The 26,014-nt window shown below is 61.3% G+C and carries 19 protein-coding genes; 16 read left to right on the top strand and 3 right to left on the bottom strand.

The window, feature by feature from the left end:
- Nucleotides 1-70: 70 nt before the first annotated feature.
- The 4 genes from typA to ACFY9W_RS04625 all read left to right on the top strand — a co-directional run bounded on the left by typA (nt 71) and on the right by ACFY9W_RS04625 (nt 4,111).
- Nucleotides 71-1,891, top strand: coding sequence for a translational GTPase TypA (gene typA / locus ACFY9W_RS04640; protein WP_201203572.1), 1,821 nt, complete (start codon nt 71-73; stop codon nt 1,889-1,891).
- Nucleotides 1,892-2,094: 203 nt separating this feature from the next.
- Nucleotides 2,095-2,679 carry a 2OG-Fe(II) oxygenase gene (locus tag ACFY9W_RS04635; RefSeq protein WP_391126390.1) on the top strand — a complete coding sequence of 195 codons (585 nt, stop codon included), beginning with the start codon at nt 2,095-2,097 and terminating at the stop codon, nt 2,677-2,679.
- 6 nt (nt 2,680-2,685) lie between these two features.
- Entirely contained in the window at nt 2,686-3,516 is an 831-nt protein-coding gene (locus ACFY9W_RS04630) for a hypothetical protein (RefSeq protein WP_391126387.1), read from the top strand.
- A gap of 46 nt (nt 3,517-3,562) precedes the next feature.
- The gene (locus ACFY9W_RS04625; protein ID WP_391126384.1) at nt 3,563-4,111 is read left to right on the top strand and encodes a hypothetical protein; all 549 of its coding nucleotides are present in this window, start codon (nt 3,563-3,565) and stop codon (nt 4,109-4,111) included.
- A gap of 191 nt (nt 4,112-4,302) precedes the next feature.
- Here the strand turns inward: ACFY9W_RS04625 and ACFY9W_RS04620 are convergent, their stop codons facing one another.
- Entirely contained in the window at nt 4,303-4,707 is a 405-nt protein-coding gene (locus ACFY9W_RS04620) for a YkgJ family cysteine cluster protein (RefSeq protein ID WP_016712459.1), read from the bottom strand.
- A 184-nt stretch (nt 4,708-4,891) separates the two neighbouring features.
- On the opposite strand from ACFY9W_RS04620, the gene ACFY9W_RS04615 reads away from it, so the two are divergent.
- The 5 genes from ACFY9W_RS04615 (at nt 4,892) to ACFY9W_RS04595 (ending at nt 10,239) form a co-directional block, all read left to right on the top strand.
- Nucleotides 4,892-7,342: a glycogen/starch/alpha-glucan family phosphorylase gene (locus ACFY9W_RS04615; protein WP_391126381.1), complete on the top strand. Its 2,451-nt coding sequence runs from the start codon at nt 4,892-4,894 to the stop codon at nt 7,340-7,342.
- 237 nt (nt 7,343-7,579) lie between these two features.
- Nucleotides 7,580-8,590 (top strand): class 1 fructose-bisphosphatase, encoded by a 1,011-nt coding sequence (locus tag ACFY9W_RS04610; RefSeq protein ID WP_009681216.1) that lies wholly within the window; start codon nt 7,580-7,582, stop codon nt 8,588-8,590.
- A gap of 3 nt (nt 8,591-8,593) precedes the next feature.
- Nucleotides 8,594-9,190, top strand: a complete 597-nt coding sequence (locus ACFY9W_RS04605) for a DUF924 family protein (RefSeq protein ID WP_391126377.1) — start codon at nt 8,594-8,596, stop codon at nt 9,188-9,190.
- Between the two features lie 225 nt (nt 9,191-9,415).
- On the top strand, nt 9,416-9,670 hold the full coding sequence (bamE, locus tag ACFY9W_RS04600) for an outer membrane protein assembly factor BamE (RefSeq protein ID WP_003249234.1): 255 nt from the start codon (nt 9,416-9,418) through the stop codon (nt 9,668-9,670).
- Nucleotides 9,667-10,239 carry a lipocalin family protein gene (locus ACFY9W_RS04595; protein WP_391126374.1) on the top strand — a complete coding sequence of 191 codons (573 nt, stop codon included), beginning with the start codon at nt 9,667-9,669 and terminating at the stop codon, nt 10,237-10,239. Before bamE ends, ACFY9W_RS04595 begins: the two co-directional genes overlap by 4 nt.
- Nucleotides 10,240-10,361: 122 nt before the next feature.
- Here ACFY9W_RS04595 and ACFY9W_RS04590 read toward each other — a convergent pair whose 3' ends face one another.
- Nucleotides 10,362-11,726 carry a formimidoylglutamate deiminase gene (locus ACFY9W_RS04590; protein ID WP_391126371.1) on the bottom strand — a complete coding sequence of 455 codons (1,365 nt, stop codon included), beginning with the start codon at nt 11,724-11,726 and terminating at the stop codon, nt 10,362-10,364.
- A 142-nt stretch (nt 11,727-11,868) separates the two neighbouring features.
- Between ACFY9W_RS04590 and hutC the strand changes: the two genes are divergently transcribed.
- The 7 genes from hutC to hutG all read left to right on the top strand — a co-directional run bounded on the left by hutC (nt 11,869) and on the right by hutG (nt 20,323).
- A complete protein-coding gene (gene hutC / locus ACFY9W_RS04585; protein WP_391126666.1) occupies nt 11,869-12,579 on the top strand; it encodes a histidine utilization repressor in 711 nt (236 codons plus the stop codon).
- Nucleotides 12,576-13,148, top strand: coding sequence for a HutD family protein (locus ACFY9W_RS04580; protein WP_391126368.1), 573 nt, complete (start codon nt 12,576-12,578; stop codon nt 13,146-13,148). Before hutC ends, ACFY9W_RS04580 begins: the two co-directional genes overlap by 4 nt.
- Nucleotides 13,149-13,404: 256 nt before the next feature.
- On the top strand, nt 13,405-15,078 hold the full coding sequence (hutU, locus tag ACFY9W_RS04575) for a urocanate hydratase (protein ID WP_391126365.1): 1,674 nt from the start codon (nt 13,405-13,407) through the stop codon (nt 15,076-15,078).
- Nucleotides 15,079-15,185: 107 nt separating this feature from the next.
- Entirely contained in the window at nt 15,186-16,718 is a 1,533-nt protein-coding gene (gene hutH / locus ACFY9W_RS04570; protein WP_391126362.1) for a histidine ammonia-lyase, read from the top strand.
- A 166-nt stretch (nt 16,719-16,884) separates the two neighbouring features.
- A complete protein-coding gene (locus tag ACFY9W_RS04565; RefSeq protein WP_391126359.1) occupies nt 16,885-18,288 on the top strand; it encodes an amino acid permease in 1,404 nt (467 codons plus the stop codon).
- Nucleotides 18,289-18,303: 15 nt separating this feature from the next.
- Nucleotides 18,304-19,509 (top strand): imidazolonepropionase, encoded by a 1,206-nt coding sequence (gene hutI / locus ACFY9W_RS04560; protein WP_391126356.1) that lies wholly within the window; start codon nt 18,304-18,306, stop codon nt 19,507-19,509.
- Nucleotides 19,510-19,519: 10 nt separating this feature from the next.
- A complete protein-coding gene (gene hutG / locus ACFY9W_RS04555; protein WP_391126353.1) occupies nt 19,520-20,323 on the top strand; it encodes an N-formylglutamate deformylase in 804 nt (267 codons plus the stop codon).
- A 62-nt stretch (nt 20,324-20,385) separates the two neighbouring features.
- Here the strand turns inward: hutG and ACFY9W_RS04550 are convergent, their stop codons facing one another.
- The gene (locus ACFY9W_RS04550) at nt 20,386-25,878 is read right to left on the bottom strand and encodes a dermonecrotic toxin domain-containing protein (RefSeq protein WP_391126350.1); all 5,493 of its coding nucleotides are present in this window, start codon (nt 25,876-25,878) and stop codon (nt 20,386-20,388) included.
- Nucleotides 25,879-26,014 lie beyond the last annotated feature (136 nt).

Here is a 26,014-nt window from a genome sequence, read left to right as displayed (position 1 = left end):
TGAGCCTTAAACAGTACATATTGGCCGCCTACACTGGGCGGCAACCGAATCCTCTGATCGAGATACACTTGTGATCGAAAATCTGCGTAACATCGCCATCATCGCCCACGTTGACCATGGTAAAACCACCCTGGTCGACAAACTCCTGCGTCAGTCCGGCACCCTGGAGCGTAACGAGCTCAACGACGAGCGCGTCATGGACTCCAACGACCAGGAAAAAGAGCGCGGTATTACCATTCTGGCGAAAAACACCGCCATCAACTGGAACGGCTACCACATCAACATCGTCGACACCCCCGGCCACGCCGACTTCGGTGGCGAGGTTGAGCGTGTAATGTCGATGGTCGACTCCGTGCTGCTGCTGGTCGACGCCCAGGACGGCCCGATGCCGCAAACCCGCTTCGTGACCAAGAAGGCGTTCGAAGCCGGCCTGAAGCCAATCGTGGTAATCAACAAGGTTGACCGCCCGGGCGCGCGTCCTGACTGGGTTCTGGACCAGATCTTCGACCTGTTCGACAACCTCGGTGCCACCGACGAGCAGCTGGACTTCAAAGTGGTCTACGCCTCGGCCCTGAACGGCATTGCCGGTCTGGACCACACCGAAATGGGCGAAGACATGACCGCGCTGTACCAGTCGATCGTCGACAACGTACCGGCCCCGGATGTTGACCGTGACGGTTCGTTCCAGATGCAGATCTCCGCACTGGACTACAACAGCTTCCTCGGCGTTATCGGCGTTGGCCGTATTGCCCGTGGTCGCGTCAAGCCGAACACCCCGGTTGTTGCCATCGACACCAACGGCAAGAAGCGTAACGGCCGTATCCTGAAGCTGATGGGCCACCACGGCCTGCACCGTGTAGACGTTGAAGAAGCCCAGGCTGGCGACATCGTCTGCATCAGCGGTTTCGACGAGCTGTTCATCTCCGACACCCTGTGCGCCCCGGACGCGGTAGAAGCGATGAAGCCGCTGACCGTTGACGAGCCGACCGTTTCCATGACCTTCCAGGTCAACGATTCGCCGTTCTGCGGTAAAGAAGGCAAGTTCGTCACCAGCCGTAACATCAAGGACCGTCTGGACAAAGAACTGCTGTACAACGTTGCCCTGCGCGTTCAGGAAACCGATTCCCCTGACAAGTTCAAGGTATCGGGCCGTGGCGAGCTGCACCTGTCGGTACTGATCGAAACCATGCGTCGTGAAGGCTTCGAGATGGCCGTAGGCCGCCCTGAAGTAATCATCCGTGAAGTTGACGGCGTGAAGCAGGAACCGTTCGAGAACGTCACCATCGACATCCCTGAAGAATCCCAGGGCAAGGTCATGGAAGAGATGGGCCTGCGTAAAGGCGACCTGACCAACATGGTGCCGGATGGCAAGGGCCGTGTGCGCCTGGAGTACAACATTCCAGCCCGTGGTCTGATCGGTTTCCGTAACCAGTTCCTGACCCTGACCAACGGTGCAGGCATCCTGACCTCGATCTTCGATCGCTACGACACCATGAAGTCGGGCCAGATGTCCGGCCGCCTGAACGGCGTTCTGGTTTCGGTCGAGACCGGCAAGGCACTGACCTACTCGCTGGAAACCCTGCAGGCTCGCGGCAAGCTGTTCGTTGAACATGGCCAGGAGATCTACAACGGTCAGATCATCGGCCTGAACAGCCGTGACAACGACCTGGGCGTGAACCCGACCAAAGGCAAGAAGCTCGACAACATGCGTGCTTCGGGCAAAGACGAAGTCATCGCCCTGGTACCGCCAGTTCGCCACACCCTGGAACAGGCCCTGGAATTCATCCAGGACGACGAGCTGTGCGAAGTGACGCCTAAGTCGATCCGTCTGCGCAAGAAGATCCTGGACGAAGGCGAGCGTACCCGCGCTGCCAAGAAAGCCAAGAACTGAGTTAGCCCAGGCTGAATGAAAACGCCCCCGGTCGAAAGGCCGGGGGCGTTTTTTTTGCGCACTCCCATCACCTAAAGCTCCATTTCAGGGTGTCAGATTTCCGGAAAATACTACCCCGTGAGTACGTGTTTCCATGTGCTCGGGTGTCTGATTGCTCTTTAGTCTCCTGCCTCTCTAATTTGTTTGAAGGTGGGAGGCTGAATATGTCTGAAGTTGTTGTCGGTAAAGATATTTGCATTATTGATGACGGTTTTACCGATAAGGAGCATGCGCAAATCCTGCGGCTTCTTACTGATTCGGTGTGGCGCTATGGGTGGCCTTATCCTTATTCGCCGCTTGAACGCCCTTGCTGGCACAGTTTCATAGCCGGTTCCCGCAGAGACAAGTTGGAAGATTGTGAACAGGAGCTGCGTGACCGTTCGGATTGGGTTTTTTTGGCGGACATATGGGCGCGCATCAAAGCCGTTCATATGCCATCAGCAGTATTGCTGGGTGTATACGCGAACGGACAAACCACCAGTCAGGATGGACCTATACATCGGGATAATACCGCGGAGGCGCCGGGACGAACTGTCATGCTGTTCTGTAGTGAACATTGGGCCACTTGCTGGGGAGGCGAGTTAATGTTCTACGACGCTGGCAAGGAGACCATCATTATGTCGGTACAGCCCAAGCCAAGAAGGGTTGTCGTTTTCAATGGCGAGGTACCGCACGCCGCACGGGCGCCCGCAGCAAGCTGTAACCGTCTGCGCATGAGTATCGCCTTCAAGACGATGATAAAGGAGTGATAGCAGATGGCTAAAACAGTCGAAATAATCTTGGGCTATGTCGAAGCACCCGTCGCGGTGGGGGCGGCTTCGACCTCCATAGTGGATCAGTACGATAGCGACAAGTCTGGTTTTGCGTTGGTCAATCAGAGTGCCCAGACAGGTGCGGCGGTGGCAGGCGTCACGCAAATTGTAAAGCTGACGGCGGGGTTTACACCTTTTCTGAACATAACGACGAATACGCTGGCGGCAACTACAGTGCTTCTAAAGATTACAGCGAGATACCAGACGAAGAAGGAATTTGAAACAGGGGATGTCTTGAGTCTGATTGGAAATGTTGCCGGGATTGTCGGAGGAATTACACTGCTGGCGGGGGCAGGTTCCGCTGCTACTGTCTTTACTGGCATAGGTTTGATGGCTAGTGCGGCAGGGATCTTAAACTCCGATGTGGTTGGTAAGCTGTATGAATCTACTGTCGCTCCCGTTCTGGAAAAATATTTTGTCTCAGATAATAATGCGGTGTATCCGGATTACTGGGTAGCGCCTGACTTGACACTTGCATCCCTTGATCAAATAATCGCGAGCTACTCAGGTGGCATTGCGGTGGGTCAGTGGGATCCTGATACCCATGACGTTTCGCTTGGCAGTAACTCCATTTACATATATGGGGTGGGCGTGCCCAGTGGTGGCGGATACATCGAGGGCGACAGTGGTGGGGGTCAGGTCACTCCACTGACTGGCTCCGGTTGGGGTGTTGGCGTCGGCCCTATAGAGTTCCCAGAGTGGAATATTGATATTGGCCCTATACAAATTATCGAGCCTGGCGGTGGTAATTGGGGTGTTGACAGGTATCACTGAAGCTCAGCAGTGCTGCATTGTTTCGGCGAGGCATAAGGAGGGGTTTGTGTATTCAACGTCCGAGTTTGTAAAGATATACAGAGCCTCCCCTCCGTTGAGGCAGATTCAATTACTGTTAATTATGATGTGTACGGTGCTGCCATTTGCAGCGCTGTATTACAGTGACTTAAAAGTATACAAGGCTCCTGATTTTTCCAGATTGACGTTCGTCGAGGGGCGTGTATCGGGCTACCCGGACACTTGGGAACATAATCGTTCGATCATGCATTTTGCAGTTGCATACACGCTGGATGGAGTACGGTATGGCAAAGGGATCTATACGTATCCGGCGTTGTACAAGGAGTCAGGGCTGCGAATAAACAAGAAGGTATCCTTGACGGTGGAGCGCCTGGACGACGGCAGCCAAGTGCGTGAACTGGCCACGTTGGATGGCCGTGTCCTTTTCGATGATCGATTCCATCAGCAAGTCATCGCTTGGAACAATCAATCAATAAAGTTTAAGGTGGTGGTGGCAGGGCTGATGTCATTCGGGCTGGCTGTCGCGGCTTTGGTCGTAGCTATACGGTATCGGGGCAAGCTTTTTCAGGCTGGTTGAGCTCAGGTTTGCTTCAAGCAGAAATAAGACGCCCCCGGCCGAAAGGCCGGGGGCGTTTTTTTATGCCTGCGGATTTTGCGTTGGCCGTTTCGCGGGCTTGCCCGCTCCCACAGGTACTGTGCAGGCCTTGAATATTGCGCAGATCCTGTGGGAGCGGGCAAGCCCGCGAAGAGGCCCTTGAAGGCTAACGCTTAGCGCCCAACCACCTTGGGCTTGTACGCACAATACCCCGGCCGCGGCCCGACCTTGGGGTGGTTGCGGCAGGTATCCGGGCGCTTGTCATAAATGGTGCACAGGCGGCTTTTACGATCCAGGTACATGCAGTCATCGTTGCTCATCCGGGTCAGGGTGAAGATCCCCGACTTCTGGTTGAAGCGCTCGATGATGCCTTCCTTCTGCAGGCGTTTGGCCACGTTTTTCGGCGGCTCGTCTTTTTCGAACTCGTCTACCACACCGATACGGATCAGATCCTTGATCTTCACCTCCACCGGCAGGGTGCAACAGGTCGAGTGGCAGCCACCGCACATGTGGCTGGCATAGCGCTGCCAAGTCTCCAGGCGGTCGACTTCGGCGGCGGCGATCAGGGTCGTTTTCATCTTTATAGGGTGGATCACGGTCTCGGGGCGCGCGATGATACCGGAATTGTTCAAAATATGAACAACCTTTTGCCGAATTCGCAGAGTGGGCATGAAAACTGCGAACAGTAACTGTCGCTCCCTGTCGAAGGGTCTAGTCTCATCACTCTCCCTCCGCTTTCGTCAACTTGCCCGAGGATGTCGCATGTCCCAGGAACCCAAAGCACGTGACGCCGAAGTCGCGGATTTTCGCGCCGCCGTACTGAACAAGCTGACCTATGCGGTCGGCAAGGACCCGGAGCACGCCTTCGACCATGACTGGTTCGAAGCCATTGCCCTGGCTGCGCGCGATCACATGGTCGACCACTGGATGGACCATACCCGCCAGGCCTATCGACGCAGCCAGAAGCGGGTGTACTACCTTTCCCTGGAATTTCTTATCGGGCGCCTGCTGTACGACAGCCTGAGCAATCTGGGGCTGCTGGACATCGCCCGCGATGCACTGGAAGGGCTGGACGTGGACCTGGAGCGCATCCGCCTGCTCGAACCCGATGCCGCGCTGGGTAACGGGGGCCTTGGCCGACTGGCAGCGTGCTTCATGGAAAGTATGTCCACCCTGGGTATTGCCGCCCATGGTTACGGCATCCGCTACGAGCACGGTCTGTTCCGTCAGGCTGTGGTCGATGGCTGGCAGCAGGAACAGACCGAAAACTGGCTTGATTTCGGCAACCCTTGGGAGTTCGAGCGTGCCGAGGTGATCTACCCGATCAGCTTCGGTGGCAGCGTCGAAACCGTGAGCGATGGCAACGGAGCCCAGCGCCAGGTCTGGTCGCCGGGTGAAACGGTGCGGGCGGTAGCCTACGACACGCCCGTGGTCGGTTGGCGCGGGTCCAGCGTCAACACCCTGCGCTTGTGGCGTGCGCGGGCGCTGGAAGAGTTGCATCTGGAGCGCTTCAACGCGGGTGATCACCTGGGGGCTGTGGCCGAAGTCGCCCGTGCAGAGAGTATCTCGCGGGTGCTGTATCCGGCCGACAGCACCGAGGCCGGGCAGGAGCTGCGCCTGCGCCAGGAGTACTTCTTTGTGTCGGCTTCGCTGCAAGACTTGCTGCGCCGCCACCTGAACATGCACAAAGACCTGCTCAACCTGCCCGATGCGGCGGCGATCCAGCTTAACGATACCCACCCTTCGATTGCCGTAGCCGAGTTGATGCGGTTGCTGGTGGATCAGCACGAAGTGCCGTGGGAAAAGGCCTGGGAGCTGACCGTCGGCACGCTCGCCTACACCAACCACACCCTTCTGCCCGAGGCCCTGGAAACCTGGCCGGTGGCACTGATGGAGCGCATGCTGCCGCGGCACATGCAGATCATCTACCTGATCAACGCCTACCATATCGACGCATTACGGGCCAAAGGCCTGCACGATTTCGATGTGCTGCGCGCGGTGTCGCTGATCGAGGAAGACAACGGCCGCCGGGTGCGCATGGGCAACCTGGCGTTCCTGGGCTCGCACAGCGTCAACGGTGTGTCGGCACTGCACAGCAAATTGATGAAGAGCACGGTATTTTCCGAGCTTCACAAGCTTTACCCGCAGCGCATCAACAACAAGACCAACGGCATTACCTTCCGCCGCTGGCTGTACCAGTCGAACCCGCAGCTGACCGATATGCTGGTTGAAGCGCTCGGGCCAGAAATCAAGGACGACCCTGAAGGGCGTCTGGCTGGCCTGGTGCCATTTGCCGAAAAACCGGCGTTTCGCAAGCAGTTCGCCGCGCAGCGCCTGCACAGCAAACGCGCCCTGGCCAGCATCATCCAGGACCGCATCGGCGTTACGGTAAACCCCGAGGCGCTGTTCGACGTGCAGGTCAAGCGCATCCACGAATACAAGCGCCAGTTGCTCAACCTGCTGCACACCGTGGCGTTGTATCAGGCCATACGCAACGACCCTGGTACCAACTGGGTACCGCGGGTGAAGATTTTTGCCGGCAAGGCAGCGGCCAGTTATCACCAGGCCAAGCTGATCATCAAACTGACCAACGACATTGCCCGGGTGGTGAACAACGACCCGACCGTGCGTGGGTTGCTGAAGGTGGTGTTCCTGCCCAACTACAACGTCAGCCTGGCTGAAAGCATCATTCCGGCGGCAGACCTTTCCGAGCAGATTTCCACGGCCGGTTACGAAGCCTCTGGTACCAGCAACATGAAGTTCGGCCTGAACGGCGCGCTGACCATCGGTACCCTCGATGGCGCCAACGTGGAAATGTGCGAGCAGGTGGGTGCCGACAACATGTTCATCTTTGGCCTGACCGCCCAGCAGGTCGAGGCGCGCAAGAAGGCGGGTGATTTTGGCGCCAGTGCAGCGATTGCCGAGTCCAACCGCCTGAATGATGTGCTGCAGGCGATTCGCAGTGGGGTGTTCTCGCCGGACGACCCTTCGCGCTATGCCGGGTTGATCGATGGGCTGGTGGCCTATGACCGCTTTCTGGTATGTGCCGACTTCGATGCCTACTGGGATGCCCAGCGGCGGGTCGAGGAGCTGTGGCACACGCCGCAGGAGTGGTGGCGCATGGCGGTGTTGAACACGGCGCGGATGGGCTGGTTCTCGTCGGACCGCACCATTCGCGAATATGCGACCGAGATCTGGAAGGCACTGGATTGAGGTAGGCCTTTACTGGCCTCTTCGCGGGCACGCCCGCTCCCACAGGTTTTGTGAAGCACCTGTGGGAGCGGGCGTGCCCGCGAATGGCCCCACAACCTGACCACCGGCCTGGCGCACGCTGAACTACCGACCTATTGTGCCGTCAGAGAGCCGTGGCGAGTCTCATCACTCGCTAGCCTGCAACTCTCCCTGTAAACTGCGGGGGTTTTTCATCCCCCAATCCGTTCGGAGCCATACATGTCCCGCGTTACCCTGAGTCGCTATCTGATTGAGCAGACCCGCAGCAACAATACACCTGCCGATCTGCGCTTCCTGATCGAAGTGGTGGCGCGTGCGTGCAAGGAAATCAGCCATCACGTGTCCAAAGGCGCCTTGGGTGGTGTGCTGGGCAGCATGGGCACTGAAAACGTGCAGGGCGAAGTCCAGAAGAAACTGGACGTGATCTCCAACGACATCCTGCTGGAAGCCAACGAGTGGGGCGGCCACTTGGCCGGCATGGCTTCCGAAGAAATGGACAACGCCTACCAGATCCCGGGCAAGTACCCGAAAGGCGCCTACCTGCTGGTCTTCGACCCGCTGGACGGTTCGTCGAACATCGACGTCAACGTCTCGGTCGGCACCATCTTCTCGGTACTGCGTTGCCCTAACGAGTACCTGAGCCAGAACGAAACCCTGAACGAAAACGCCTTCCTGCAGCCAGGCACCCAGCAGGTCGCCGCCGGTTACGCCATCTACGGCCCGCAGACCATGCTGATCCTCACCCTGGGCAACGGCGTCAAAGGCTTCACCCTGGACCGCGAGCTGGGCAGCTTCGTGCTCACCCACGAAAACATCCGCGTGCCGGAAACCACCGCCGAGTTCGCCATCAACATGTCCAACCAGCGCCACTGGGAAGCCCCGGTACAGCGCTACGTGGGCGAGCTGCTGGCAGGCGAGACCGGCCCGCTGAAAAAGAACTACAACATGCGCTGGATCGCCTCGATGGTGGCCGATGTGCACCGCATCCTGACCCGTGGCGGCCTGTTCATGTACCCACGTGACGCCCGCGAGCCAAGCAAGCCGGGCAAGCTGCGCCTGATGTACGAAGCCAACCCGATGTCGTTCATCATCGAGCAGGCCGGCGGCGCCTCCACCAACGGTTACGATCGCATCCTCGACATCAAGCCAGAGAGCCTGCACCAGCGTGTGTCGGTCATCCTCGGCTCGAAGGAAGAGGTCGAGCGCGTTACCGCCTACCACAAGGAGTAAGTCATGCTCGCACCTTGGCAGCCGTTGCTGGAGTGGTGGTTCGGTTGGGGCACCAGTCCCCAGGCCGTGGCTGACGAGAAGAGCACGCTGTGGTTTGGCAAGCATCACGATGCCGACGCCCAGGCGCTGTTCGGCGACCTGATGGAGCACGCCCTGGCGGGCGGGCTCGACGAGTGGCAGCAGAGTCCGCAGGGCTGGCTGGGCCTGCTGATTCTGCTGGACCAGCTGCCGCGCATGATCTATCGCGACACGCCGCGGGCCTTCGAGGGTGACCGGCGTGCCCAGGTTGTGGCCATGCAGGGCCTGCAGAAGGGCTGGGACTATCAGCTGCTGCCGATTCAGCGGGTGTTCGTGCTGCTGGTGCTGGAGCATGCCGAGGTGCTGGACTGGCAGAACCTGTGCGTGGAGCGCTACCAGATGCTGCTGGACGAGCAGCCCGAGGCCAACCGCCGGTTGTTCGAAGGCTTCCTCGACTACGCCGAGCAGCACCAGCGGGTAATCGCCCGGTTCGGGCGCTTCCCGCACCGCAACCTGATGCTGGAGCGGCCGAGTACCAGCGAAGAGATGGACTTTCTGCTGGAGCCTGGGTCCAGGTTCTGAGATTGCAGGGGCCTGCTGCGCAGGCCATCGCGACGCAAGGCCGCTCCCACAGGGGGCGGCTTTTTATTGGGCGGTGATTAATGCTTTGTGATTAATCGCACAGTAGTGGCCATCCGACCAATGGTGTAGGGGCAAACAGGGTAGGGCAGGGAACCTGGGAGGGATTTTCACGTCGAAGGTCACTGCAGGCCACTCGCCTGTCTCATCTCTCCAGGAGTGTCCTTCATGTCGTTGCGTTCCCTCGCCCTGTTGTCGCTGTGCGTCGTCCTGACTGCCTGCAGCAAGATCAACCAGGAAAACTATTCCAAGATCAAGGCCGGTATGAACAAGGCCGAGGTCGAGCAGTTGCTCGGCACGCCGACCGAGTGCTCTGGCGCTTTGGGCATGAGCAGCTGCACCTGGGGGGACGAGAAGAGCTTCATCAGCGTGCAGTACGCAGCTGACAAGGTGCTGATGTATTCAGGGCAGGGCCTCAAATGAGGCGTGTGTACCTGCTGATGGGGGTATGCCTGGCGCTGCTGCTGGGCGGTTGCGCAGGCTCCGTGCACGACCCTCTGGCGCCGAAAACCGCCGGTAATGTCGACCTCAAGCGCTACCAGGGTAAATGGTTTGAACTGGCGCGCCTGCCGATGCGCTACCAGACCGGCTGTGAGCAATCCGAAGCGCATTACAACCTCAAGCCGGATGGCACCTTCGGGGTGCTCAACCGCTGCCGCACCATGGGTGATGAGTGGCTGCGTGCCGAGGGGCACGCCAGCATTCAGGAACCGGGGCATACCGACAAGCTGTGGGTAGAGTTCGATAACTGGTTCACCAAGCTGGTGCCTGGCGTGGCTCGGGGGGAATACTGGATTCTGTATGTGGACGATCACTACCGCACGGCAATCGTTGGCAGCCCGGACCGCAAGTACCTGTGGATTTTGTCACGCACGCCGACGCTACCAGCCTGGGAACGTGAAAGCCTGTTGTCCAAGGCGCGGCAGCAGGGTTATGACACCAGCCGGCTGATCTGGCGGGCGTCGGATCAGCAAATCGTCAAGATGCATTGATGTTGGCCTTGCTGGCCTCATCGCCGGCAAGCCAGCTCCCACAGGTACTGCACAGTTCTCAATACCTGTAGTGACCTTGTGGGAGCTGGCTTGCCGGCGATAGGGCCGGAACAGGCAACCAATCAGCCCAAGAGCTGGCGCAACACCTCGGCAAACGCCTGCGCGCTTTGCTCTTCCTGCGCATGGCGCCCCTGGCGCACCACCCACTGCCCATTCACCATTACATCCCGCACCTGGCGATCGCCACCCGCAAACAGCCAGCGGTTGAGAATGGCATCGCCATCCGCCAAGGCGATGTAAGGGTCCTGCCCGTCGAGCACCAGCCAGTCGGCACGCTTGCCCACGGCCAGTTCCCCGACCGCGTGCCCCAGCGCCTGCGCGCCGCCTGCCAGTGCCGCGTCATACAACGTGCGCCCAACCATCGGCTGATCGCCGCGATACAGGCGGTTGCGCCGCTGGTCACGCAGACGCTGGCCATACTCCAGCCAGCGCAGCTCTTCCACCACGCTCAGCGACACATGGCTGTCCGAACCAATGCCCATGCGCCCGCCCTGCGCCAGGTAGTCCACCGCCGGGAAAATGCCGTCGCCCAGGTTGGCCTCCGTGGTCAGGCACAGCCCCGCCACCGCGCCACTGCGGGCCATGGCGGTGACTTCCTCCGGCTCGGCATGGGTGGCATGCACCAGGCACCAGCGGCGGTCTACATCCACATGCTCATACAGCCATTGCAGCGGGCGCAGGCCGCTCCAGGCCAGACAGTCGTCCACTTCCTTCTGCTGTTCGGCGATATGGATATGCACCGGGCATAGCTTGTTGCTGGCGGCCAGCACCTCGGCGATCTGCCCTGGCGTCACTGCCCGTAGCGAGTGGAAGCACAGGCCCAGTTGCTGCGCCGGTTGGGCGGCCAGCAGCGGGGCGAGTTGCGCTTGCAGTTGCAGGTACTGTTCGGTGGAATTGATAAAGCGCCGCTGCCCCTCGTTAGGCGCCTGGCCGCCGAACCCGGCGTGGCTGTAAAGCACCGGCAGCAAGGTCAGGCCAATGCCAGTGTCGGTCGCAGCCGCGCTGATCCGGCGGGACAGTTCGGCCGGGTCGGCATAAGCCTTGCCAGCCTGGTCGTGGTGCACGTAATGGAACTCGGCCACCGAGGTGTAGCCAGCCTTGAGCATCTCGATGTACAGCTGGCGGGCGATGACCTGCAACTGGTCCGGGCTGATCTGGCCGACAAGGCGATACATCAGGTCGCGCCAGGTCCAGAAGCTGTCGTTGGGGTTGCCGGCTACTTCCGCAAGGCCTGCCATGGCGCGCTGGAAGGCATGCGAGTGCAGGTTGGGCATGCCGGGCAGCAACGGGCCGGCCAGGCGCTCGGCGCCCTCGGCCGAAGCGCCCGGCTCGATGCGGGTCACATGGCCATCGCTGGCGACCTCGATACGCACATGGCTGGCCCAGCCCGTAGGTAGCAGGGCGCGTTCGGCGAAGTAGGCGGACATCGGTGAAATCCTGTTATTGTTAACTTGTATATACATATACAGGCGTTTGCCTGCCGGGTAAACTGCGGCAAGCTACCGCTCATTCCATTGCAAAGGACTCAACGCCGTGCCGACACCTCCTGTCTCCGCGCTGGTTGCCCAGATGGGCGAGGGCCCGGCGCCGCTGTATGCCCGGGTCAAACAGATGATCATCCAGCAGATCGACAACGGCAGCTGGCCACCCCATCACCGGGTACCCTCGGAGAGCGAACTGGTCAGCGAGCTGGGCTTCAGCCGCATGACCATCAACCGCGCATTGCGGGAGCTCACGGCCGAAGGCCTGCTGGTGCGCATGCAAGGCGTGGGTACCTTCGTGGCTGAGCCCAAGGGCCGTTCGGCACTGTTCGAGGTCAACAACATCGCCGACGAAATCGCCGCACGCGGCCACCAGCATAGCTGCCAGGTGATCACCCTCAATGAGGAAGCTGCCGGCTCCGAACGGGCGTTGGCCCTGGACATGCGTGAAGGCCAGCGGGTGTTCCACTCGTTGATCGTGCATTTCGAGAATGGCGTGCCGGTGCAAATCGAGGACCGCTACGTCAACGCGGCGATTGCCCCCGACTACCTCAAGCAGGATTTCACCCGGCAGACGCCTTACGCCTACCTGTCCCAGGTTGCGCCATTGACTGAGGGCGAACATGTGGTCGAGGCGATTCTGGCCGAGCCGGAAGAATGCCGTTTGCTACAGATCGAGCAGGGCGAACCTTGCCTGCTCATTCGCCGTCGCACCTGGTCCGGCCGCCAGCCGGTGACCGCCGCACGGCTGATCCACCCCGGTTCCCGTCATCGCCTGGAAGGACGTTTCAGTAAATGAGCCAGTTGCAGTTGTTGCGTGCGCAGGACTACCCGCGCATGCCGTGGAAGAACGGCGGCGGTTTCACCGAAGAGATTACCCGTGACAGTGGCGAAGGGCTGGACGGCTTTGGCTGGCGCCTGTCGATTGCCGACATCGAGGAGTCTGGCGGCTTTTCCACCTTCGCCGGCTACCAGCGGATCATCACCGTGTTGCAGGGCGACGGCATGCGCTTGTTGGTCGATGGCCAGGCCAGCCGGCCGCTGTTGCCGTTTGATGCGTTTGCGTTCAGCGGCGAAAGCCAGGTCAGCTGCAAGCTGCTGGGCGGGCCGATTCGCGATTTCAACCTGATCTATGCACCGCAGCGGTACCGGGCGCGGTTGCAATGGCTGGATGGTACCAACCGCTTGTATAGCTCGGCGTCCACGGTATTGCTGTTTGCGGCCTGTAATCAGGTCGAGGTGACAATTGCCGGGCGCGAGACGCAGCGCCTGGGGTTGTATGACTGCCTGCGGCTTGAAGGCAACGATGAGTTACTGGGGCTGGAAGTGCAGGGGCGATTCTGCCTGATCGAACTCATTCCAAATTGAGATAGCCGGGGCTGCTGCGCAGCCCTTCGCGGGCTTGCCCGCTCCCACAGGACAGCGCAAGCCTTGAAGGCTGTGAAACTCTCTGTGGGAGCGGGCAAGCCCGCGAAGGGTCGCGCAGCGGCCCCTTTGTTTTCTGGACCACTCAGTAGATCAGTCCGAATATTTTGGTTGTCCATGCTTGTACATACAAGTAAAGGTGTGTTTGTATATTGACCACGACATACCCGCCCGCGGACGACCGCAGAGGACCTTTCCCGTGACCGACAACAACAAATACCGTGACGTTGAAATCCGTGCCCCACGTGGCAACAAGCTGACCGCCAAAAGCTGGCTGACCGAAGCGCCACTGCGCATGCTGATGAACAACCTCGACCCACAGGTTGCGGAAAACCCGAAAGAACTGGTGGTGTACGGCGGTATTGGCCGCGCCGCCCGCAACTGGGAATGCTACGACAAGATCGTCGAAACCCTGACCCGCCTGGAAAACGACGAAACCCTGCTGGTGCAGTCGGGCAAGCCGGTCGGCGTGTTCAAGACCCACAGCAACGCCCCGCGCGTACTGATCGCCAACTCCAACCTGGTGCCGCACTGGGCCAACTGGGAACACTTCAACGAACTGGACGCCAAGGGCCTGGCCATGTACGGCCAGATGACCGCCGGCAGCTGGATCTACATCGGCAGCCAGGGCATCGTCCAGGGCACCTATGAAACCTTCGTCGAAGCCGGTCGCCAGCACTACGGCGGCAGCCTCAAAGGCAAGTGGGTACTCACCGCCGGCCTCGGCGGCATGGGCGGCGCCCAGCCACTGGCTGCCACCCTGGCCGGCGCCTGCTCGCTTAACATCGAATGCCAGCAGAGCCGCATCGACTTCCGCCTGGAAACCCGCTACGTCGACGAACAGGCCACCGACCTCGACGACGCCCTGGCCCGCATCGCCAGGTACACCGCCGAAGGCAAGGCCATTTCCATCGCCCTGCACGGCAACGCCGCCGAAATCCTGCCAGAGCTGGTCAAGCGTGGCGTGCGCCCGGACATGGTCACCGACCAGACCAGCGCCCATGACCCACTGAACGGCTACCTGCCCGCCGGCTGGACCTGGGAACAGTACCGCGACCGCGCGCAGACCGAGCCGGCTGCTGTGGTCAAGGCCGCCAAGCAATCGATGGCCGTGCACGTTCAAGCCATGCTCGACTTCCAGAAGCAGGGTGTGCCGACCTTCGACTACGGCAACAACATCCGCCAGATGGCCAAGGAAGAGGGCGTGACCAATGCCTTCGACTTCCCAGGCTTCGTGCCGGCCTACATCCGCCCGCTGTTCTGCCGTGGCATTGGCCCGTTCCGCTGGGCGGCGCTGTCCGGTGATGCAGAAGATATCTACAAGACCGACGCCAAGGTCAAGGAACTGATCCCTGACGATGCCCACCTGCACCGCTGGCTGGACATGGCCCGCGAGCGCATCAGCTTCCAGGGCCTGCCGGCACGTATCTGCTGGGTTGGCCTGGGCCTGCGCGCCAAGCTGGGCCTGGCGTTCAACGAAATGGTCCGCAGCGGCGAGCTGTCGGCGCCCGTGGTGATCGGCCGTGACCACCTGGACTCGGGTTCGGTCTCCAGCCCCAACCGCGAAACCGAAGCCATGCGTGATGGCTCGGACGCTGTTTCCGACTGGCCGCTGCTCAACGCCCTGCTGAACACCGCAGGCGGCGCCACCTGGGTGTCGCTGCACCACGGTGGCGGCGTGGGCATGGGCTTCTCCCAGCACTCGGGCATGGTCATCGTCTGCGACGGTACCGATGAAGCCGCCGAGCGTATTGCCCGCGTGCTGACCAACGACCCAGGGACTGGCGTCATGCGTCATGCCGATGCCGGTTACGACATCGCCATCGACTGCGCCAAGGAGCAGGGCCTGGACCTGCCGATGATCACTGGCTGATCGCCACGCTTTGGATCGCACCCCACCAGGGGTGATACTGAACAACAAGAAGGAGCGCGCAGGCACCGAAAACGGGCCTGCGGCTCCACGCGATTTGGAGTAGCAACGTGACCGAACTCACCCTCAAGCCCGGCACCCTGACCCTGGCCCAGTTGCGGGCAATTCACGCCGCGCCTGTGAGCCTGCAACTGGATGCCAGCGCTTCGCCAGCCATCGACGCCAGCGTCGCCTGCGTCGAGCAGATCATTGCCGAAGACCGCACCGCCTACGGCATCAACACAGGTTTCGGCCTGCTGGCTTCGACCCGCATCGCCAGCCACGACCTGGAAAACCTGCAGCGCTCGCTGGTGTTGTCGCACGCCGCCGGTGTCGGCGCGCCGCTGGATGACGACCTGGTGCGGTTGATCATGGTGCTGAAAATCAACAGCCTCAGCCGTGGCTTCTCCGGCATTCGCCGCAAAGTCATCGACGCGCTGATCGCCCTGGTCAACGCCGAAGTCTACCCGCACATCCCGCTCAAAGGCTCGGTGGGTGCTTCCGGTGACCTGGCGCCATTGGCGCACATGTCGCTGGTGCTGCTGGGCGAAGGCAAGGCCCGCTACAAGGGGCAATGGCTGCCAGCCACCGAAGCCCTGGCGGTCGCCGGCATGGAGCCGCTGACCCTGGCTGCCAAAGAGGGCCTGGCCCTGCTCAACGGTACCCAGGCCTCCACCGCCTACGCACTGCGCGGCCTGTTCCAGGGTGAAGACCTGTATGCCGCTGCCATCGCTTGCGGTGGCCTGAGTGTCGAAGCTGCACTGGGCTCGCGTTCGCCGTTCGATGCGCGTATCCACGAAGTGCGTGGCCAGCGCGGCCAGATCGACACCGCTGCCTGCTTCCGCGACCTGCTGGGTGATTCCAGCGAAGTGTCGCTGTCGCACAAGAACTGCGACAAGGTCCAGGACCCGTACTCGCTGCGCTGCCAGCCGCAGGTGATGGGCGCCTGCCTCACCCAGCTGCGCCAGGCTGCCGAGGTACTGGGCATCGAAGCCAACGCCGTGTCCGACAACCCGCTGGTGTTCGCGGCCGAAGGTGATGTGATTTCCGGTGGCAACTTCCACGCCGAGCCGGTGGCCATGGCCGCCGACAACATCGCCTTGGCCATCGCCGAAATCGGATCGCTCAGCGAGCGCCGTATCTCGCTGATGATGGACAAGCACATGTCGCAGCTGCCGCCGTTCCTGGTGGAAAATGGCGGGGTCAACTCCGGCTTCATGATCGCCCAGGTCACCGCTGCCGCCCTGGCCAGCGAGAACAAGGCCCTGTCGCACCCGCACAGCGTCGACAGCCTGCCGACTTCGGCCAACCAGGAAGACCACGTATCGATGGCCCCGGCTGCCGGCAAGCGCCTGTGGGAAATGGCCGAAAACACCCGTGGCGTGCTGGCCATCGAATGGCTCGGCGCCTGCCAGGGCCTGGACCTGCGCAAAGGCCTGAAAACTTCCGCCAAGCTGGAAAAAGCACGCAAGGCGCTGCGCAGCGAAGTGCCGCACTACGACCGTGACCGATTCTTCGCGCCGGACATCGAAAAGGCCGTGGAACTGTTGGCCAAGGGTAGCCTGACCGGTTTGCTGCCGGCGGGTGTGCTGCCAAGCCTGTAATGCCCCCGGGGCCGCTGTGCGCGGCCCTTCGCGGGCACGCCCGCTCCCACAGGTACAGCACAAGCCTCGAGGCTTCGGTACTCCTGTGGGAGCGGGCGTGCCCGCGAATGGGCTGCAAGGCAGCCCCCTCGATCTCACGACCACAAAAACAATTTAAGGACGTGACATGCAACAAGCTCAAGGTCTCAAACGCGGGCTAAGTGCCCGCCACATCCGTTTCATGGCCCTCGGTTCGGCCATCGGCACCGGCCTGTTCTACGGCTCCGCCTCGGCCATCCAGATGGCCGGCCCGGCCGTGCTGCTGGCCTACCTGATCGGCGGCGCCGCCGTGTTCATGGTCATGCGCGCCCTTGGCGAAATGGCCGTGCACAACCCGGTGGCCGGCTCCTTCGGCCACTACGCCAGCACCTACCTCGGCCCCATGGCCGGCTTCATCCTCGGTTGGACCTACGCCTTCGAGATGGTCATCGTTGCCATCGCCGACGTCACCGCCTTCGGTATCTACATGGGCTTCTGGTTCCCTGAGGTCGCCCGTTGGATCTGGGTGCTGGGCATCGTGTTCCTGATCGGCGGCCTCAACCTGTGCAACGTCAAAGTGTTCGGCGAGATGGAATTCTGGCTGTCGCTGCTCAAGGTCGGCGCCATCGTCGCGATGATTCTGGCCGGCCTCGGCATCATGGCCTTTGGCTTCAGCCAGGTGGGTACCGGGCATGCTGTGGGTGTGAGCAACCTGTTCGACCATGGCGGCTTCATGCCCAACGGCGTTGGCGGGCTGATCGCCTCCTTTGCCGTGGTGATGTTTGCCTTCGGCGGCATCGAGATCATTGGCGTCACTGCCGGTGAAGCCAAGGACCCGCAGCGCGTCATCCCCAAGGCGATCAACGCCGTGCCCCTGCGCATCCTGCTGTTCTACGTGCTCACCCTGTTCGTGCTGATGTGCCTGTACCCCTGGCCGCAGATCGGCAGCGAAGGTAGCCCGTTCGTGCAGATTTTCAGCAACCTGGGTATTGGCTCTGCCGCCGCCGTGCTGAACATCGTGGTGATTTCTGCCGCGATCTCGGCCATCAACAGCGACATTTTCGGCGCTGGCCGCATGATGTACGGCCTGGCCCAGCAAGGCCATGCGCCACGCAGCTTCGGCAAACTGTCGAAACACGGGGTGCCGTGGATGACCGTGGTGGTGATGGGCGCGGCGTTGCTGATCGGCGTGCTGCTCAACTACCTGATCCCGGAAAACGTATTCCTGCTGATCGCTTCGATCGCCACCTTCGCCACCGTGTGGGTATGGCTGATGATCCTGCTTACCCAGGTGGCCATGCGCCGCAGCATGAGCCGTGAAGACGTGGCCCAGCTCAAGTTCCCGGTACCGTTCTGGCCATACGGCCCGGCCCTGGCCATTGCATTCATGGTGTTCATCTTTGGCGTGCTCGGCTACTTCCCGGATACCCAGGCGGCATTGATCGTTGGTGTGGTCTGGGTGGTGTTCCTGGTGGCGTCCTACCTGCTGTGGTGCAAGCCGCGTGCAGGGCAGGGCAAGCCGGTAGCAGAGCCGGTCGAGCTGCACCGCTAGTAAAGGAGATTGTGCATGAGAACCCTCTGGCAGCATTGCCATGTGGCAACCATGGCCGAGGGCCGTTACTCGGCCATCGAGGACGCGGCCATCGTCACCAGCGCCGGCCTGATCGAATGGATCGGCCCGCGCACCGAACGGCTGCCGGTCGACGCTGACCGCACGGTGGACCTGGGCGGTGCCTGGGTCACCCCGGGCTTGATCGACTGCCACACCCACGCAGTGTTCGGTGGCAACCGCAGCGGCGAGTTCGAGCAACGCCTGCAAGGCGTGAGCTATGCCGAGATCGCCGCCCAGGGCGGCGGCATCGCCAGCACCGTGCGGGCCACCCGTGCGGCCAGCGAGGACGAGCTGTTCGCCAGTGCCCGCCAGCGGGTTCAGGCCCTGATGCGCGATGGTGTGACCACCATCGAGGTCAAGTCCGGCTACGGCCTGGACCTGGCCAACGAACGCAAGATGCTGCGGGTGGCCCGCCGCCTGGCCGATGAGCTGCCGCTGGCGGTACGCGCCACCTGTCTGGCCGCACACGCCTTGCCGCCGGAGTACGCCGGCCGTGCCGACGATTACATTGCGCATATTTGCGACGAGATGCTGCCGGCGCTGGCCGCCGAGGGCCTGGTGGACGCAGTGGATGCCTTCTGCGAGCACCTGGCGTTCTCCCCGGCGCAGGTCGAGCGCCTGTTCATCAAGGCGCGCGAGCTGGGCCTGCCGGTCAAGCTGCATGCCGAACAGCTGTCGTCGTTGCACGGCTCCAGCCTGGCGGCGCGCTACCAGGCGCTGTCGGCCGACCACCTTGAGTTCATGACCGAGGAAGATGCCATCGCCATGGCCAAGGCTGGCACGGTCGCGGTGCTGCTGCCCGGCGCGTTCTACTTTTTGCGTGAAACCCAGCTGCCGCCGATGGACGCACTGCGCCGCCACGGGGTGAAGATTGCCCTGGCCAGCGACCTCAACCCCGGTACTTCGCCAGGCTTGTCGCTGCGCCTGATGCTGAACATGGGCTGCACCTGTTTCCGCATGACGCCCGAAGAAGCGTTGGCCGGCGTCACCGTGCATGCCGCCACGGCGTTGGGCCTGGGCAGCAGCCATGGCTCGCTGGAGGTGGGCAAGGTAGCCGACTTCGTCGCCTGGCAAATCGACCGCCCCGCCGACCTGGCCTACTGGCTGGGCGGCGACCTGCCCAAGCGCGTGGTGCGCAAGGGCAACGAGATTTCCAACTGAGTGAGGCACGATGGACAAGGTACTGAGTTTTCACCAAGGTCGCCTGCCGCTGCTGATCAGCATGCCGCACGCCGGCCTGCGCCTGAGCGACGCCGTGCGTGAAGGCCTGGTCGACCAGGCGCGCAGCCTGCCGGATACCGATTGGCACATCCCGCAGTTGTACGATTTTGCCCGCGACATGGGGGCCAGCGTGGTGGCGGCGGAGTATTCGCGCTTCGTCATCGACCTGAACCGCCCGGATGACGACAAACCGCTGTACGCTGGCGCCACAACGGGCCTGTACCCGGCCACGCTGTTTGAGGGCGAGCCGCTGTTCAGGGATGGGTTGGCGCCGTCTGGCGAAGAACGCACTCGCTATCTGGAGCAGATCTGGCGCCCGTATCACGACACCCTTCGTCGCGAACTGGACCGCCTGCGCGAGCAGTTTGGCTATGCGCTGCTGTGGGATGCCCATTCGATCCGCTCGCACATCCCGCACCTGTTCGATGGCAAGTTGCCGGATTTCAACCTGGGTACGTTCAACGGTGCCAGCTGCGATCCGGCACTGGCCGAGCGCCTGCAAGGCGTTTGTGCTGAAGCGCCGGCCTACAGCCATGTGCTGAATGGCCGCTTCAAGGGCGGGCACATCACCCGGCATTACGGTGATCCGGCCAACCACATTCATGCCGTGCAGCTGGAACTGGCGCAGAGCACCTACATGAATGAAACCGAGCCATTTGCCTACCGCGAAGACCTGGCGCAACCCACCCGGCAAGTATTGCAGCAGCTTTTGCAGGCACTGCTGAGTTGGGGACAAGCGCGGTATGGGCGCTGAAATTCGCGTGTAAAGTCGGCGACGCGCTGCAAGCCATGCGCGTCGCCATTTGAAGCAAGTACTCAGGTGTTGAGCTGCGCGATTGTGAGCTCACGCAACAGCTCCTGCTCCTCCAGCTCCTTATGGTTGTGCAGTTCCAGCTGCAGGCTCAGTTCCTCCTGTAGCGAGTGATCCTTGTTGGCAAGTTCAAGTACAAGCTGGCGGAAGCGGGCGTCTATTTCGGCGAAGCGGTCTGCATGCTCGGCTCGCAGGCGGGCCGCCCAGTCCTTGTTCGCCAGCATGTAGTCGACCAGGTCATTGCTCAATTCACTTTTGCGAACCTTTTCCAGCACCCGCGACAGTTCATCAGGCGCCAGATTTGCTGCACTTCGAAAACGCATGCTGTCGGCAATCGGAAGGTCAAGCTCCCTGGCCAGTTCCCGGCGGTAGGCCAGCCGCACCGAAACCCTGTCTCCCGGGCCGGATCGCTGTTGGGCCAATTTCTCCAGCTGGTCCATCCTGAACAGCTGCAACAGGCGATGGCGCAGCGTTTCCAGAGAATCGCCCGCCTCGATCAGCAAACGCTCCGCCATCAGGTACAGCTCGATGTTGTTGAACTCCTGCAGCGCACCATCGTGGCAAGTCTGTGATCGGGTTGCAGGGTCAGGCAATGCGGCCGCGGCGATGCATTCCATGAGCGGGCGATCTGCCGCGTTGCCTGCGGCCACAACCAGCATCATGCGCACACGCTCGCAAAAGCTGGCTTGCGTGGTCGGGTCGGCGTATGGCGCGGTATTACGCAAACGGCCCGCCAGGCGCAACAGGTCGCTACCTTCAAGCATCTCCCAACAGTCACGCAATGCCTCGTTCTGCGCGTCGTTGCCAAGCATCCAGTCTTCGAGCCTGGGCGTATCGTCGCCCTGCAGGGGGAAGTGAGGGTGATCGAGTGATCCTTCGCTCGAAGAATCGACAAGCAGCAGGTTGCCCGGAATATCCAGTGCGAAGGAAAAACTGTGCTGGCTGTCCGAGAACGCGCGGACACGCAGGATGGTTTCGAGTGGCAGCGGATTGTCGAACAGCGAAATCGACGAAATCGGCATGGGATTGTTCAGGTTCGAGAGAATGTGATCGGGCAATTGGGTAATGTTGTTGGCGCTCAAGTTCAGTAGTTCCAGGGGCAGCAAGCTATCGCACCAGCTGGGCCAGGCCTGCAGGTTCATGTTGGTCAGCGCAAGTGATTGCAGGTTGCTGGAGAGCCTTGCAGGTACCTGGCTGATGGTACCCATGCGGTTGCCTGACAGGTCCAGCGACGTCAGGTGCTCCAACCCGGCCAGGATATCCAGCATGGCCTGATCGACTTCCAGGTCCATGTTGCGAAAATCCAGGTAGTTGAGGCGGGGCAGGCGTGTCAAGGCAGACGCCACTGAGGAAGTGGCCGACTGATGTCCGTCGATGGTCAGCCGGGTGACATTGGGGAAGCGGCGCAGCAGGTCGTCAAGTTGCGACGCGGTGCCACGCGTGCGGGTCAGGATGAGTGCTTGAACACGCTCTTCAAAGAATGCAGGAAGCCGCCTGGGAAACTGTTCGACAGCCACATCCTCCAGTTGCAAGCGAAGGTACCGCTGGCCTCGCTCCTGTTGCTCCCAGAACTGGCTGATCGCCGACTGGATGCTCAACCTGTCTGCCAGTGCTTCCTGGGTCAGTGGGTTGCTTGAACTGGACGCCTGAACCCAGCCGTCGATCGCGTCGCGCATTTGCTGGCGTTCATCGCGAATGCGCCCAAGCCGGCTGGTGAGTTCTGCAGGTACGTCTACGGTAATGCCGACCGTTTCGGCCCGCTCGTTCAGTAACAAGCGCTGCAAATGGGTTTCGTTGATCCGGTTGCCTTCGAGTGCGATTACCGTCGGGTTGGGCAGTGCCTCTGCCTCATTGAGCAGGAACGATGGCAATGACCTGAGGTTGTTGTTCCGCATGGACAGGTGGGCGATACGCCTCAGTGCATCACTGCCGATCCCGATGGGCCACTGCGCCATTTGCATGTGATCCAGCCCCAGGAAGTCCAGGGACAGTTGATGGAAGCTTGGGCTGTTGTCTTGGGCCAGGCGGTTGCCACTCAGGTCCAGGTACCTCAACTGCTGGAGCTCTGCCAGCAAATTGAGGTCGTTTTCGGAAAACGCGATGTTCTGGTTGGTCAGTATCAGCCGTTGCAATTCGGGCAAGATCTGACTGATGGAAGGGACGCTGAGCAGAAAGAAGGAAGGTGTTGACCTGGCGTTGTACGGCCGGCTGATTTCCAATGATTCGAGCTGCGGCACCTGCCTGAGCAGGCGTTGCAGCAAACGTTCGTGCTGTGCCCAGCCGGCGAGGGTGCCTGACGGTAGATCAATCAGGCTCAAGCTGCGCACACGGATGTTGAAGAAATCGGGCAGTGTCAGGGGTATATCGGCCAAGGGAACGTGAGTGATGCGCAGCTCGGCCGTGTGCTGGGTGCCTTCATCCAGGGCGGTGTCGTACCAGTGTTGCATGATCGACTCGCGCAGGCGGTTGTAGTCGTGCGCGGCTTGCTCTGTTGCAGGTGAAATGGCCTCACTCCAGTCTGCCAACCTGCTTTGCAGTTCATTGCGCTGCTCCACCAGCAACTGCAGATGCTCGAGTATCTGCAACTGCGTACGGCCACGACTGGCAAGCGAAAGCAGTATCTGGTCCGCCGAAAGCCCGGTATGCGCGACGAGCCCTGTTGCTTCGACAGCTTCGATCAGGCGCAGACGGGTGGCGCCTTGTGCTGCCGGGCCACCTCCGCTCAGCGGATAGCCCAGGCGCCCATCGGCCAGGCGCATGGGCGAACGGTAACCGGGGCGTACAGGTTGCATGCCCAGTATCGCCCTCAAGGTCGAACGTGGCGGCAAGGGGCTTTCCCGTAGCAGGCGCTGCAGCCCTTGCTGATCTGCTACACCCATCTGCGTCATGGCCTCTGGCAGTGCTTGGTACAACGCGGCATAGAGATCCGGGTAGGCCGTGACCGTTGCACCCGGGCGGCTTTCATCGTGGACGATGTAGCCTGCCTCGGCATGTGTGATGGTTTGGTAGGGGCGCGTGTCCAGAGGGCCGATACCCTGCACTTGGGCAGGCCACGACGTGCGCTGCAGCACCTGTAGTTTTGTTTCGGCAGGCCAGCCTGACTGGTGTTCAAGCAAATGCATGATCAGTCGGTCACTGTCGCGGTTTTGCACCCCGGACAAGTACAGCCCCTCGCAAGCGCGGGCCAGGCGGATGTGTTGCAGGTAGACGCGGATCTCCTCGCCCAGGCGTATGGGAACCTTGCCGCTGTCGAGCATTTGGCGTTCGGGGGCGCTGGCGCCGCGCTCCAGTTCATCGCTGACGGCGGCCGGCAGGTTCGGATACTGCCGCCGAATGGCAGCAGAGCCTGGCGACAGGTCACCCGGAAGGCGGGCATAAGCCCTGGAAAACTCGGCCGCCCAGGAGGCGGTGTCCGGCAATTGCCGGATCGTTTCGTCCAGCTTGAAACGTTGCATCGTGTCTTCCAGCAATGCCGGCAGCCGCTGGTTCTCGGCCAGGGTCCGGCGCAGCACGTCTTCGTGGGTGTCGCTGACGGCAAGTATCCGTTGCAGTGTTGGCTCGTCGAAGTGGGCATTCAAGTGACCGATACGGCGCAGCAGTGCCATGCCCGACCAGCTCAGCGGCCTGTCCGTTACTTGCAGCCAGGCTCCGGCCCCGTTGTGCCGTAGCGGTGGCTCATAGCCGTTTGCCTTGCTGGGGTGTTCGATTCTGTAGGTACCAGTATCGGCATTCCATTTGAGTGAAAATGTCTTGTCTTCGAGGCGCAGCCAGACCTTGCCATCCTGGCGGTACAGCCCAAGCCCATCCGGGCTGGCCTGTGCCGGGGGGGCGACGTCTTGTTCGAAGGGGGTCAGGTCCTGGTTCCACAGGCGAGTGCTGCCATCCGGTAGCTCCACTTCCACCAGTTCTTCGATGAAAGAGTGGGTTGGCACTGCAACACCCTCTATCTCTGGCTCCTGCGGCGTACTGCCTGCTTCGCCACCTTCGGTGTGCCCCGCTGCTTTGGCTGCCGCGTTCAACGCGGCCATGATCGCCACGTTTTCAATGACATCTACCAGGTAGGTCAAGGCTTTGTCGCGCTCGTCGTTTTTCCACGCCTCGATACCTTCGTAGACCTCGTGGGCCAACTGGAGCACGCAGACTGCAAGCATCGCCTCGCCCAGCCCAGGCACGAAGAAGCCGGCGATGTTCAGGGCCGTCAGCACGCGACCGGCGATCAATTCCCGGTGGGCCTGGGCAGTGCGCCGGTCGACGATTTCGGTTGGGGCTGCGTGAAACAGCACATCTTGTTCGTGGCGTTGGGCTTTCTGAAAAGCCATGACCCCCTGGAACGCATGGCTGAAGGGCTCTGCAACCGGATGCAGGGTGGCATGTGGATCAGGTACACGCTCAAGTATCCCGCGGACACTCCACGTGATGGGCGTGAGCCGATCCCTCAGGCGGGTGATTGTCGACGCCTTGTCACGGTCGGCGATGTGTTTGTCCAGATAGTTGATGTTGGCCTGGAGCCTGCTGCGCAAGTCGGCCTGCAAGGCCTCCAGGGTCGTAAATTCCTTGAGAGGCTCCGCGTCGTCCTCCGGGATATACAGGGCGACGGCCTGATGCGCATCGGTTTGCATGGTAATGAGCACAACCCCGGTCAGCGTCGCTTCCCACAACTCGAGATAGCTGAATGTCACGGGTGAGGTTGCCGATAAGGGCTGATCAACGGGGCTGGCAAGGGCTGCGGTGTACAGTGTTTCAGTGATATCGCCTTTGAGGCGGGCGAAATGCAAGGACTGTCGGAAAGCCGAGACTTCCGCCCGCCCCAGGGTCTGGTAAACGCTCAGCCTGGCTTCATCGGCGCTGAGCAGCGCCGTGGCCGCAGGGTAGTAGATCTCATGCACCAGGCCATGGTATTTGCCCCCGATATCCAGCTTGCGGCACAGGTCGGCGAAGTTTTCGGCGCTGATATCCACTGCATTGGTGATCGGGACAGTGCCCATGAAGCGCCGATGATCGAGGATGACGGACTTCTTCAGCAGTGCCTTCGGCGCGTCCATGCCAGCCTCGACAGCGGCACCTTGGTCGAAGTTGTGCAGCGCGCTTTGCAGCAGCGAGCGGGTCGCCTGATTCACAGCCATGCGCGCGTCGCCTGCGTTGGTCGCGTCGATCAGGCGGGCATCGACCAGAAACGTGTCGTGCACATCCAGGTCGAGCCCGAATTGCTGTTTGATGGCTTCGGTCAGTTGCTGGGCGGCGTAGGTTTGCAGGTCAGGCAGCCGCTCGAACAGTTCCTGAACCTGAGCCTGGTGTTCGCGGTGGCGGGCGTGCTCTTCTTGCCAGGCTTTGGCGGTTTCCGGTAGCTGCTGGATCGCTGTGGCGAGCCAGGCAGGGGCTGGCAGTGCGTTACGGATTGCGCGACGGGTTTCTGGAGTAGCTTGCTTGAGCCAGGCGGGGACCTTGTGCGCGATAGTGGTGTAATGAGCGCCAGGTAAGGTGTTTGCTGAGGTTGGCATGGTGGGCCCTTGCTTGGTATGGGGCAAGGGACTATCGGTGGTGTGGCTGGCATGCTGGAGGTAAATATGTGTACCCGGCTTGCGGCCGGGTCCGAGAGGACGGTGCTCAAAGCGCAATTCGGGTTTATGATGCCCA

The sequence above is a fragment of the Pseudomonas sp. NPDC008258 genome, assembly GCF_042956345.1.
In the GTDB taxonomy this organism is placed as follows: domain Bacteria; phylum Pseudomonadota; class Gammaproteobacteria; order Pseudomonadales; family Pseudomonadaceae; genus Aquipseudomonas.
This window is presented reverse-complemented; position numbering and strand designations above follow the sequence as displayed.

What these genes read in the sequence shown, in the direction of transcription:
- ACFY9W_RS04635 (WP_391126390.1), top strand. Translation starts at nt 2,095, where the DNA reads ATGTCTGAAGTTGTTGTCGGTAAAGATATTTGCATTATTGATGACGGT.
- ACFY9W_RS04630 (WP_391126387.1), top strand. Translation starts at nt 2,686, where the DNA reads ATGGCTAAAACAGTCGAAATAATCTTGGGCTATGTCGAAGCACCCGTC.
- ACFY9W_RS04620 (WP_016712459.1), bottom strand. Translation starts at nt 4,707, where the DNA reads ATGAAAACGACCCTGATCGCCGCCGCCGAAGTCGACCGCCTGGAGACT.
- ACFY9W_RS04615 (WP_391126381.1), top strand. Translation starts at nt 4,892, where the DNA reads ATGTCCCAGGAACCCAAAGCACGTGACGCCGAAGTCGCGGATTTTCGC.
- ACFY9W_RS04610 (WP_009681216.1), top strand. Translation starts at nt 7,580, where the DNA reads ATGTCCCGCGTTACCCTGAGTCGCTATCTGATTGAGCAGACCCGCAGC.
- ACFY9W_RS04605 (WP_391126377.1), top strand. Translation starts at nt 8,594, where the DNA reads ATGCTCGCACCTTGGCAGCCGTTGCTGGAGTGGTGGTTCGGTTGGGGC.
- bamE (WP_003249234.1), top strand. Translation starts at nt 9,416, where the DNA reads ATGTCGTTGCGTTCCCTCGCCCTGTTGTCGCTGTGCGTCGTCCTGACT.
- ACFY9W_RS04595 (WP_391126374.1), top strand. Translation starts at nt 9,667, where the DNA reads ATGAGGCGTGTGTACCTGCTGATGGGGGTATGCCTGGCGCTGCTGCTG.
- ACFY9W_RS04590 (WP_391126371.1), bottom strand. Translation starts at nt 11,726, where the DNA reads ATGTCCGCCTACTTCGCCGAACGCGCCCTGCTACCTACGGGCTGGGCC.
- hutC (WP_391126666.1), top strand. Translation starts at nt 11,869, where the DNA reads ATGGGCGAGGGCCCGGCGCCGCTGTATGCCCGGGTCAAACAGATGATC.
- ACFY9W_RS04580 (WP_391126368.1), top strand. Translation starts at nt 12,576, where the DNA reads ATGAGCCAGTTGCAGTTGTTGCGTGCGCAGGACTACCCGCGCATGCCG.
- ACFY9W_RS04565 (WP_391126359.1), top strand. Translation starts at nt 16,885, where the DNA reads ATGCAACAAGCTCAAGGTCTCAAACGCGGGCTAAGTGCCCGCCACATC.
- hutI (WP_391126356.1), top strand. Translation starts at nt 18,304, where the DNA reads ATGAGAACCCTCTGGCAGCATTGCCATGTGGCAACCATGGCCGAGGGC.
- hutG (WP_391126353.1), top strand. Translation starts at nt 19,520, where the DNA reads ATGGACAAGGTACTGAGTTTTCACCAAGGTCGCCTGCCGCTGCTGATC.
- ACFY9W_RS04550 (WP_391126350.1), bottom strand. Translation starts at nt 25,878, where the DNA reads ATGCCAACCTCAGCAAACACCTTACCTGGCGCTCATTACACCACTATC.